Source organism: Jiella pacifica (assembly GCF_010500815.1).
Taxonomy (GTDB): Bacteria; Pseudomonadota; Alphaproteobacteria; order Rhizobiales; family Rhizobiaceae; genus Jiella; species Jiella pacifica.
This window is the reverse complement of the sequence record NZ_JAAAMG010000030.1, coordinates 43,616-54,452: the sequence shown is the minus strand read 5'-3', so window position 1 is coordinate 54,452 and position 10,837 is coordinate 43,616. Positions and strand designations below refer to the sequence as shown.

The window sequence follows — 10,837 nt, the reverse complement described above, 5'->3', positions numbered from 1 at the left end:
CAACAGAACGGTCGCCACGAACGGATGCATCTGACCTTGAAGACGGAAACGACGCGACCGCCCGGCGCGAACATTCTGCAACAGCAGGCCCGCTTCGATGAATTCGTCAGCGAATTCAATCACGAACCTCCGCATGAAGCACTCGACATGAAGACGCCTGACGAGGTGTATCGTCCCTCTTCAAAAGCCTGTCACGGGCTGCCGGAGGTCGAATATCCCTTCCACGACCGCGATATCCTCGTCACCGCCTGCGGGCGGATCTGCATGCATAGAAAGAAGATCAATGTCTCCACCGTCATGGCCGGTCAGAGGCTCGGCATCAAGGAGATCGACGAAGGCATTTGGATCGTCAGCTTCATGAGCTACGATCTCGGATACATCGACCTGGAACAGAGAACCTTGCAGACCATCGACAATCCGTTCGGCACGAGATTGTCACCCATGTCTTAGGGACGTTCTGTTACCCATGTCTCCGGGTCGGACATGAATTTTGCTGGTCGGAGTGGCAGGATTCGAACCTGCGACCCCCTCGTCCCGAACGAGGTGCGCTACCAGGCTGCGCTACACTCCGTGACCTGCGGCGCGGTATATAACGGGGCCTTTCCCGGACCGCAAGCATGCGATGGCGATTCCTGCAAATTCCTCGCCTGCCGCGCCGCGGCGCGGCTCAAGCGCCGGCCTCGGCGGCCGCGGCGGCGTCTGCGCGCTGGCGGCACGTGGCGCAAAGGCCGGAAATCTCGAGCGTCGTCGTCCTGGTCAGAAAGCCTTCCGCCTCGGCCCAGGCGCTGAAGCGGTCCTCGATCTTCGAATCGGAGAATTCCCAGACCCCGCCGCAGCTCTCGCAGATCGCGAAGGCCACCATCTCCTCGCCGCCGTGTTGGTGAGGATGCGAGCAGGCGACGAAGGCCTTCAAGCTGTCGAGCCGGTGGACGAGGCCTGTCTCCAAGAGCTTGTCGAGAGCGCGATAGACCTGCAGCGGTGCGCGGAACCCCTCGCCTCGCAGGCGGTCGAGAATGGCATAGGCGCTGAGCGGCTCGACGGCGGCCGTGAGCGTCTGGAGCACCAGCGTCTGATTGCGGGTCAGCGTCGGCTTGGGGGTCATGGCGTCTGCTCCTCCGTCGCTCTGCGGCGCGGAAGTTTCGGCAGCGGCAGAAGGGCGAGCAGAAACAAGATCAAGGCGGCAACGACGATCGAGGGGCCGGACGGCGTATCGTAGCCGAGCGAGAGATAGAGCCCCCCCGTCGAGGCCATCGCGCCGACCAGCCCCGCGACCAGCGCCATCGTCTCCGGCGAGGCGGAGAAGCGCCGCGCCGTGGCGGCCGGAATGATCAGGAGCGCAGTGATCAGGAGGATGCCGACGATCTTCATGGCAATGGCGATGACGAAGGCGAGAAGCAGCATGAAGGCAGCGCGCGCGAGTTCCGGCGATTGCCCCTCGGCGCTCGCCAGTTCCGCGTTCACCGTGCCCGCCAGCAGCGGCCGCCACAGCAGGACGAGCGCCACACCGACGACGGCCGTGCCGCCCCAGATCGCCGCCAGATCGGCCCGCGTGACCGCCAGGATGTCGCCGAACAGATAGCCGAGGAGATCGACCCGCACCCAGGGCATGAAGGCGAGCGCCACGAGGCCGATCGCCAACGTCGAATGAGAAAGGATGCCGAGCAGCGAATCGGTCGAAAGCCCACCCCGTCGCTGCAGCAGAATCAGCGCCAGCGAGACCAAGGCCGCGATCAGGAAGACCGCCGGCAGCGTCGCCCATTCGAAAGCCAGCGCCAGCGCGATGCCAAGCAGCGCCGAATGCGCCATGGTGTCGCCGAAATAGGCCATCCGCCGCCAGACGACGAAGCAGCCGAGCGGGCCGGCGATGACCGCGATGCCGAGGCCGGCGAGAAGCGCGCGGGTGAAGAAGTCGTCAAGCATGATTGTGCTCCATGGAGCGGTCGCTGGTCTCGTCATCGCCGCCGGCCCGCCCGGCCTCGTCGGCCTGGTGCGGCCTTCCGTGCGCGTGGTCGCACGGTCCATCCCCGAGACGATGGTCGTGATGGTCGTGATGGTCGGAATAGCTGATCTCGCCGTCCGGCAGATGGGTGTGGTCGTGGCGGTGGCGATAGACGGCAAGAGCCTCCGCGGCGCGGTTGCCGAACAGCTGCCGATAGGCAGGCGAGGCTGCGACCGAACTCGGGCTGCCCTCGCAGCAGACATGACCATTGAGGCAGATCACCCGGTCGGTCTTGGCCATGACGACGTGAAGATCGTGGGAAATCAGCAGAACCGCGCAGCCCTCGCTGTCCCGGAGCTCCGAAATCAGTTCGTAAAGCGCGATCTCGCCGGAGAAGTCGACGCCCTGCACCGGCTCGTCGAGGACGAGGAGACCCGGCCGGCGCAGCATGGCGCGGGCCAGCAGCGCCCGCTGGAACTCGCCGCCCGACAGATCGTGCACCTGCGCCTTCGCCAGATGGGCGATCCCGACCTTATCGAGCGCCGCCTCGATGGTTCGGGCGGTGACCCGCGCCGTCAGCGTCATCATCCGCGCGACGCTCAGCGGCAGCGAACGGTCGACCGAAAGCTTCTGCGGAACGTAGCCGACGACGAGATCGCGGGCGCGAGCGACATGTCCTGCGTCAGGCTTCAGAATGCCGACGGCGGTCTTGGCCGTCGTCGTCTTGCCGGAGCCGTTCGGCCCGATCAGCGTGACGATCTCGCCCGGGCGGATCCCGAGATCGACGCCGCGCACCAGCCAGCGGCGCGAACGAAACACCCCGACGCCGCGCATGTCGATCAACGGGTCGGCGGGTCGGCGCGAGACTGAGTCTGTCATCTTCTTCAAATCGTCCGTTTCGGGGGTTGCTATGCCATATGTAATAGCATAACGCAAATTATGTAATGATATAACATTGGAGTCCAACTCGATGTCTCATCCTGGAAACCGCGTGGCGCCGCCATCCGGCCCTGCCGAATCCTCCGACCTGGAACCACACCGCCCACGAGCCTGGGTGCAGCGCAGCTTCCGAGGCCGCGGGTCGGGCCTGAAAGCGTCTGTACCCAACGCATCGGTGGGTGCGGGCGGTGGCTTTCTCGCCGCCAAGGCGCTCGTCGCTGCAATGATCGCCGGCATCGCCCTGGCCTCGGCCCCGGCCAAGGCAGACGAGGCGCCGAAGGTGGTCACCTCGATCAAGCCGGTGGATTCGCTCGTCTCGGCGGTGATGCAAGGGGTGGGCGAGCCCTATCTCATCGTCAAGGGCGCCGCCTCCCCACACACGGCGGCGCTGAAGCCATCCGATGCGAGCGCCCTTTCCGACGCGAAGGCGATCTTCTGGATCGGGCCACAGCTCGAGAGCTTCTTGGTCAAGCCGATCGGCTCGCTCGGCAGCGATGCCGAGATCGTCGCCCTTTGGGACGCCGAGGGTGTCGAGAAGCTCAACGCCCGGACGGGCGCGATGTTCGAGCCGGACGATGACGATCACGACCACGCCGCGGCAGAGGACGATCACGACCACGATCACGATCACGAGGAAGGTGCCGCTGACGACGACGACCACGACCATGGCCATGATCACGGCCAGACCGGCATCAACGAGCACGTCTGGCTCGACCCGGAAAACGCCGTCGCGATGACCAAGGCGATCGCCGCGACCCTGGAGAAAGTCGACCCGGCACATGCGGAAGCCTATCGCAACAATGCCGAGGCCTATGTCGCGCGCCTTGAGGCTCTGGAACGGGACGTGAGGGCGGAGCTGCAGGGCTCGCAGAAGAAGCCCTTCGTCGTTTTCCACGACGCCTACCAGTATTTCGAGCAGCGATTCGACGTGCCGGCCGCCGGTGCGATTACCGTCAGCCCCGACCGAGCCCCCGGCGCAGCGCGCATTCGGGAGATCAAGGACAAGCTTGCAGGCATCGGCGCCTCCTGCGTCTTCACCGAGCCGGAGTTCGAGCCGAGCATCGTCACGACGGTCACCGAGGGCACGGCCGCGAAGGTCGGGGTGCTCGATCCCCTGGGCGCCGATCTCCCGGACGGACCAGACCTCTACCCGACCCTCATCCGCAACATCGCCAAGGGGTTGAGCGACTGCTTCGGCAATGGCTGACCCTGCGGATCGGCGAGTTCCGCTGACGGAGGAACCGTTGCAAGAGTAACTCGCGCCATGAATTGCTGCGCTGCAAGAAGTATCCTTCGGCGCAGCAACATCCTGGCGTGACGTCGGTGCGATCAGGGTCTTTAGTCCAAAGTATTATAGCCTGAATTCATCCTCTCGTAGACGATAGGTAGGAATTCGTGGTGGTCCCGATACGGGAGGAGACGGCTCGTGGCCATCACTGTTCGATCTTCAATTCGGGAGGAGAAGCATGGCTATTGATACGTCGGCCTGGAGCCGCCGCAGACTTCTGAAGACGAGCGCTGCGCTCGGAGCCGGTCTGGCGACCCCGCACTTCTTCGTGCGCAACGCCTGGTCGCAGGATCAGGCGTTCTGCAACAATCCGACCGGCGGCAACGTCGTCCTCGGCTTCAACGTGCCGCAGTCCGGCCCCTATGCCGACGAAGGCGCCGACGAGTTGCGCGCCTTCCAGCTGGCGGTCCAGCATCTCAATGGCGAGGGCGACGGCGGGCTCGTCAAGACGCTGCAGCCTTCCAGCCTGAAGGGCAACGGCATCCTCGGCAAGAAGGTGGCCTTCGTCACCGGCGACACCCAGACCAAGTCGGACGCCGCCCGCGCTTCCGCCAAGCGCATGATCGAGGCCGACAAAGCGATCATGATTTCCGGCGGCTCGTCCTCGGGCGTCGCCGTCGCGGTGCAGTCGCTCTGCCAGGACATGGGCGTCATGTTCATGGCCGGTCTCACCCACTCCAACGACACCACCGGCAAGGACAAGCGGCGCTACGGCTTCCGCCACTTCTTCAACGCCTACATGTCCGGACAGGCGCTCGGCCCGGTCCTCGCCGAAGAATACGGCAAGGACCGCAAGGCCTATCACCTGACGGCGGATTACACCTGGGGTTGGACCCAGGAAGAGTCGATCAAGAACGCCACCGAGGCCCTCGGCTGGGAGACGGTCGAGGCCGTGCGCACGCCGCTCGGCGCGGGCGACTTCTCGCAGTATCTGACGCCGGTCCTGAACTCGGGCGCCGACGTCCTGATCCTGAACCATTACGGCGGCGACATGGTCAATTCGCTGCGCCAGGCCGTGACGCAGTTCGACATGAAGTCGAAGCAGGTCGGCGGCAAGCAGTTCGAGATCGTCGTGCCTTTGTTCTCCGAACTGATGGCCCAGGGCGCCGGCGAGGCGGTGAAGGGCATCCTCGGCACCGCCAACTGGGACTGGAAGCTCGACAACGAGCCGTCCAAGATCCTCGCCAAGTCGTTCGGCGAAGCCTACGGCTCGCCGCCCTCGCAGGCCGCCCAGACCTGCTACGTCCAGACGCTGCTCTATGCCAACGCCGCCGAAAAGGCCGGGACCTTCTATCCGCCGGAGCTGATCAAGGCGCTGGAAGACTTCGAGTTCGACGGCATGGGCAACGGCCCGACGCTCTACCGCGGGTCCGACCACCAGTGCTTCAAGGACGTGCTCGTGGTGCGCGGCAAGGAAAACCCGACCAACCAGTTCGATCTCATGGAGATCGTCAAGATCGTGCCGCGCGATCAGGTCACCTACGATGCGTCGATCTTCGGCGGTGATCTAGGCCCTTACGAAGTCAAGGGCTGCGCGGCCTGACGGCCGGTCGATGAGGCCTCGGGCGGGTGGCGGAAACGCCGCCCGCCCGATCGCTCGAAATCGGACGGGCGGTCTTGGTGCCAACGCTGACGCAAAGGTTAGCTGAGGCGCCGGCGCGCAAGGTGGCAGATACCTCTCTCGGAAAGCCGAACGGTGCTGACGATGCGGCACGGCGGTGCACCCGCATCTTTCAGACGTCGGCGGAAGGTTCACTGGTAGGCTCGATGGACGCCATCATACTTCAGATCCTCAACGGGCTCGATAAGGGCGGCGCCTATGCGCTGATCGCTCTCGGCCTGACGCTCATCTTCGGCACGCTCGGCGTGGTGAACTTCGCGCATGGCGCGCTGTTCATGCTCGGCGCCTTCTGCGCCGTGACATTTTCCAGGCTGCTGACGATCTCCGAGCGGGTCCGCGACGAGAGCGTGACCTTCTTCGAGGCCTACAAGGAAATCCCTTATCTGACGCTGTGGTACGGCGACACCGGCCAGGCGATCGTCGACTGGGCGGTGCCCCTGTCCATCCTGCTCGCCATTCCCGTCATGGTACTCATCGGCTTTGCAATGGAGCGCGGGCTGATCCGCTTCTTCTACAAGCGCAGCCATGCCGAGCAGATCCTCGTCACTTTCGGCCTCGCGATCGTCCTGCAGGAGATCGTCAAATACTTCTTCGGCGCCAACCCGATCCCGATGACGGCACCGCCCGCCCTCGCCGGCAGCGCCGACATCGGCGCCCTCGTCGGCGCCTCGAACATCAGCTACCCGATGTGGCGGATCGTCTACTTCCTGTTTTCGCTGGCCGTGATCAGCATGGTCTTCGCCTTCCTGCAGCTGACCACCTTCGGCATGGTGGTGCGAGCCGGCATGGCGGACCGGGAGACGGTCGGGCTCCTCGGCATCAATATCGGCCGCAAGTTCACCATCGTCTTCGGCATCGCATCCGCCGTCGCCGGCCTTGCCGGGGTGATGTACACGCCGATCCTCGCGCCGAACTACCATCTCGGCATGGATTTCCTCGTCCTATCCTTCGTCGTCGTCGTCGTCGGCGGCATGGGCTCGCTCCCCGGAGCGGTGCTCGCGGGCTTCCTGCTCGGTATCCTTCAGTCCCTCGCCTCGATGACCGAAATAAAGTCGATCGTCCCGGGGATCGACCAGATCATCATCTATCTCGTCGCTGTCGTGGTGCTTCTGGTTCGACCCCGCGGCTTGATGGGTCGCCGCGGCGTCATGGAGGCCTGATCGATGAGCGAAAGCGTCATGACCCGCGACAAGAACATGAGCAAGGGCATGGGCCGCAGCCCTGCCGAAAGCCACGCGCCGAAGGGCGAAGGCCTGCGCGGCTTCATGAGTTCGAGCCGCAGCGACTATCTCCTCCTGGCGATCTTCGCGCTCGCCATCCTCACCATGCCGATCTGGCTCGCGCCGATCGGCGCCGGCTATCCGGACATTCTGCAGAAGTTCGCGATCTTCGGGATCTTCGCCCTCGGCTTCAACATCCTGTTCGGCTTCTCCGGCTACCTTTCGTTCGGCCACGCCGCCTTTCTCGGGACCGGCTCCTACGCCGCCGTCTGGATGTTCAAACTGTTGTCGATGAATGCGCTGATCGCGCTCATCTTCGCCATCGCCGTCGCCGGCGTCTTCGCGCTCCTGATCGGCTATGTCAGCCTTCGTCGTTCGGGCATCTACTTCTCGATCCTGACCCTCGCCTTCGCGCAGATGTCCTACAATCTCGCCTATTCGGTGCTGACGCCGATCACCAACGGCGAGACCGGCCTGCAGGTCTCGGGCTCCGATCCGCGCATCCTCGACCACATGTTCGGGTCACCCTCGGGGCGCGGCACGCCGGACTTCTTCGGCATGGAACTACAGGGCTGGCCGGGCTTCTACTTCTGCGCGATCCTCTTGATCCTGGCTTTCTTCCTGACAATGCGCATCCGCAACTCGACCTTTGGGCTGATGCTCTTCGCTATCAAGTCGAACCAGAACCGGATGAACTACACCGGTTTCGCCACCCGGCCCTATCTGCTCGCGGCCTTCGTGATATCCGGCATGTATGCCGGGCTTGCCGGCGGTCTCCTGGCGGTGACCGATCCCCTCGCAGGCGCCGACCGCATGCAATGGACGGCCTCGGGCGAAGTGGTGCTGATGACCATTCTCGGCGGCGTCGGCACGCTGCTCGGCCCGGTGATCGGCGCTGCGGTGATGAAGTATCTCGAGCAGATCTTCTCGTCGTTCAACGAAGGGTTCCTGCACCGCGCTTTCGACTTTCTCCCCAGCGGCCTGCAGGACTTCATGGTGACGATCGTCTCGCCCTTCGTCGGCGAGGGCTGGCACCTGACCCTCGGCCTTATGTTCATGCTCGTGGTCATCTTCCTGCCCGGCGGGATCATGGAGGGCCTTCGCCGCGTGAGCGGTCGCTTCAAGGGCGATCGTGGCGCAGCTGATACCGCCGCCCATGCCGGCCACTGAGGACAGGAACGCCATGACCAGCGAAATTCTCTCGATCAAGGGCGTGTCGAAACGCTTCGGCGGCCTGCGCGCCCTCGACGACGTCAATCTCAACGTCCGCCAGGGCAGCGTCCACGCGATCATCGGGCCGAACGGGGCCGGCAAGTCGACGCTGCTCAACTGCCTCGTCGGGCGCATCATCCCCGACGAGGGTTCCGTCACCTTCGACGGCGGCTCCCTGCTCGGCCACAAGCCGCATCAGATCAACCAGGCCGGCATCGCCCGCGTCTTCCAGACGCCGGAAATCTTCGGCGAACTCTCCGTGATGGAGAACGTCATGATCCCGGCCTTCGCCCGCAAGGACGGGGCGTTCCGCATCAACGCCTGGAGCCGGGCGCGCGAGCGGGGCGCCGTGCGCGAGGAGGCCGAGCACATCCTCGACGACCTCAATCTGTGGGACCAGCGCGACCAGCTGGTCAATTCCATGTCGCGAGGCGACAAGCGGCGGCTGGAACTGGCCATGTGCCTCGTCCAGCATCCCAAGCTGCTGCTCCTCGACGAGCCGACCGCCGGCATGTCGCGCGCCGACACCAACAACACGGTGGACCTTCTGAAGAAGATCGCCGAGCGCGGCATTACCAAGGTGATCATCGAACACGACATGCACGTGGTCTTCTCGCTGGCCGACAAGGTCAGCGTGATGGCGCAGGGGACGGTGATCGCCGAGGGCACGCCCGAGGAGATCAAGGCGAGCCCGAAGGTCCAGGAAGCCTATCTCGGCGGAGCCCATCTATGAGCCAGACACTCGCCCGCCCATCCGGCGCGTCTGCCCCGTCGAACGACGCCGCGGGTCGGCCTTACTTCTCGGCGCGCAACATGCACGCCTATTACGGCGAGAGCTATATCGTCCAGGGCGTCTCCTTCGACGTCCGCCATGGCGAGATCCTCGCCCTCCTCGGCCGCAACGGCGCCGGCAAGACCTCGACGCTGCGGACCATCGCCCGGGCCGGTTCGCCGGAACTGAAGCAGGGCGAGATCTGGCTCGACGGCGAGGCTTTGCACGAGATGCAGTCCTACCAGGCGGCCAGAGCCGGCGTTCAGCTCGTGCCGGAGGACCGGCGGATCATCGCTGGCCTGACGGTGGAGGAAAACCTCAAGCTCGCCCGCATCGAGCCACCGGTCGGCTGGGACCTCGATCGCATCTACGGCCACTTCCCGCGGCTTGCCGAGCGGCGGAACCAGGAAGGCACCACCATGTCCGGCGGCGAGCAGCAGATGCTCGCGGTGGCGCGGGCGCTTGCTCGCGAGGTTAAGCTGCTGCTGCTCGACGAGCCCTACGAGGGCCTGGCGCCGGTCATCGTCAAGGAGATTGAGAAGATCCTCGAGGAGATTAAGGAGATCGGCATCACCACCATCCTCGTCGAGCAGAACGCCATCGCCGCCCTTCATCTCGCCGATCGCGCCATCATTCTCGACATGGGCGAGGTCGTCTTCGACGGGCTGGCGAAAGAGATCATCGACAACGAAGACCTCCGAATGGAGTATCTCGCCGTCTGATCTTGCATGCACCGATCGTCGGCGAGATATCGCCGGACATGACCGATGAGGTTGCGTGTCACGTTCTTGATCCCACACTTGCGCCGTCGCTGCCCGTGGTGGATGCTCGCCGCGACGTCAACGCAAGTCGGGGATCAAGGCGCCGATGCTTCCAAGCGACGATCCGGTTCGCCGCAGTCGCGGCCGGCCGGTCGAGGACAGCCTCCTCGAAGCGGCTTGGCTCTACTACGTCGAAGAATGGAACCAGAGTCGGATCGCCGATCGGCTCGCTGTTTCCCGCGCCACGATCGTCAACTACCTGCAGCAGGCCCGCGAACAGGGCTATGTCGAACTAAGGGTCGATCTGGCGGTGTTCAATCGCCAGCGTCTGTCGGTCGCCCTGCGCGAGCGCTTCGGTCTGGCCGCGGCGCTGGTCGTCCCGGGCCAGTCCGCCTCGCTTTCCTCCGTGGCGCTCGCCGCCGCCCGCTATTGCCCGGACTTCGTCGAGCCGGGAGACGTCCTCGGCGTCTCCTGGGGCGAGACCATCTACGAGATGGCCGAACGGATGCTGCCGCGGGTCATCGCCGATCTCACCGTCGTCCAGATGGTCGGCTCGATGCCGAGCCCCTACATCTTCACCTCCGAAGGCTGTTCGACCAACGTCGCCTTGAAGCTCTCCGGCCGGGTGATGAACCTTTATGCCCCGGCCGCCCTCTCCTCGCCCGAAGCGGCCGCGATCCTGCGCGACGAACCCTTGATCCGCCAGCATTTCACGCTGCTCGAAACGATGCGCAAGGCGATCTTCGCCGTCGGCTCAATGGATGCAGAGAGCCACGTCGTCAGAAGCGGCATCGCCACCCTGGAGGATGTCGAAGACTACGCCCGCAACGGCGCGGTCGGCGTCCTCTGCGGCCGCTTCATCGACGCCTCGGGCACGCATGTCGAAGGCGCGCTCGACGACCGGATGATCGGCGTGACGCCGGATCGACTGGCCGGACTTGCCGCCGGCATGCTGGTCGCCTCAGGCCCGGACCGCGCCCCGGCGATGCGCGGCGCCTTGGCGGCCGGCTACGTCACCCATCTCGTTACCGACGAGCCGACGGCCGAAGCCGTGCTCGAACTGGCGGATTGAAGTTCCAGCCTCG

The 10,837-nt window shown here is 64.9% G+C and carries 11 protein-coding genes and 1 tRNA gene; 8 read left to right on the top strand and 4 right to left on the bottom strand.

Features of this window, described 5'->3' with window-relative positions:
* A partial coding sequence (locus GTK09_RS24105) for an integrase core domain-containing protein (protein WP_163465959.1) occupies positions 1 to 450 on the top strand: 450 nt, incomplete at its 5' end.
* A gap of 44 nt (positions 451 to 494) precedes the next feature.
* Here GTK09_RS24105 and GTK09_RS24100 read toward each other — a convergent pair.
* The 4 genes from GTK09_RS24100 to GTK09_RS24085 all read right to left on the bottom strand — a co-directional run bounded on the left by GTK09_RS24100 (position 495) and on the right by GTK09_RS24085 (position 2,818).
* A tRNA-Pro gene (locus GTK09_RS24100) sits at positions 495 to 571 on the bottom strand.
* Positions 572 to 667: 96 nt separating this feature from the next.
* Positions 668 to 1,102, bottom strand: a complete 435-nt coding sequence (locus GTK09_RS24095) for a Fur family transcriptional regulator (RefSeq protein ID WP_163465958.1) — start codon at positions 1,100 to 1,102, stop codon at positions 668 to 670.
* A complete protein-coding gene (locus GTK09_RS24090; RefSeq protein WP_163465957.1) occupies positions 1,099 to 1,920 on the bottom strand; it encodes a metal ABC transporter permease in 822 nt (273 codons plus the stop codon). The genes GTK09_RS24095 and GTK09_RS24090 overlap by 4 nt, the downstream gene beginning before the upstream one ends.
* The gene (locus GTK09_RS24085; protein ID WP_163465956.1) at positions 1,913 to 2,818 is read right to left on the bottom strand and encodes an ATP-binding cassette domain-containing protein; all 906 of its coding nucleotides are present in this window, start codon (positions 2,816 to 2,818) and stop codon (positions 1,913 to 1,915) included. The genes GTK09_RS24090 and GTK09_RS24085 overlap by 8 nt, the downstream gene beginning before the upstream one ends.
* Positions 2,819 to 3,101: 283 nt before the next feature.
* On the opposite strand from GTK09_RS24085, the gene GTK09_RS24080 reads away from it, so the two are divergent.
* From GTK09_RS24080 to GTK09_RS24050, 7 genes are all read left to right on the top strand, one after another.
* The gene (locus GTK09_RS24080; RefSeq protein WP_163465964.1) at positions 3,102 to 4,085 is read left to right on the top strand and encodes a zinc ABC transporter substrate-binding protein; all 984 of its coding nucleotides are present in this window, start codon (positions 3,102 to 3,104) and stop codon (positions 4,083 to 4,085) included.
* A 259-nt stretch (positions 4,086 to 4,344) separates the two neighbouring features.
* Positions 4,345 to 5,709, top strand: coding sequence for a substrate-binding protein (locus GTK09_RS24075; protein ID WP_163465955.1), 1,365 nt, complete (start codon positions 4,345 to 4,347; stop codon positions 5,707 to 5,709).
* A 224-nt stretch (positions 5,710 to 5,933) separates the two neighbouring features.
* A complete protein-coding gene (locus GTK09_RS24070; protein ID WP_163465954.1) occupies positions 5,934 to 6,947 on the top strand; it encodes a branched-chain amino acid ABC transporter permease in 1,014 nt (337 codons plus the stop codon).
* Between the two features lie 105 nt (positions 6,948 to 7,052).
* Positions 7,053 to 8,177, top strand: a complete 1,125-nt coding sequence (locus GTK09_RS24065; protein ID WP_163465963.1) for a branched-chain amino acid ABC transporter permease — start codon at positions 7,053 to 7,055, stop codon at positions 8,175 to 8,177.
* Between the two features lie 13 nt (positions 8,178 to 8,190).
* Positions 8,191 to 8,952, top strand: a complete 762-nt coding sequence (locus tag GTK09_RS24060; protein ID WP_163465953.1) for an ABC transporter ATP-binding protein — start codon at positions 8,191 to 8,193, stop codon at positions 8,950 to 8,952.
* Complete coding sequence (locus GTK09_RS24055; protein WP_163465952.1) at positions 8,949 to 9,713, top strand: ABC transporter ATP-binding protein; 765 nt, start codon at positions 8,949 to 8,951, stop codon at positions 9,711 to 9,713. The genes GTK09_RS24060 and GTK09_RS24055 overlap by 4 nt, the downstream gene beginning before the upstream one ends.
* Positions 9,714 to 9,858: 145 nt before the next feature.
* Complete coding sequence (locus tag GTK09_RS24050; protein WP_163465951.1) at positions 9,859 to 10,824, top strand: sugar-binding transcriptional regulator; 966 nt, start codon at positions 9,859 to 9,861, stop codon at positions 10,822 to 10,824.
* The last annotated feature ends 13 nt before the right edge of the window (positions 10,825 to 10,837 follow it).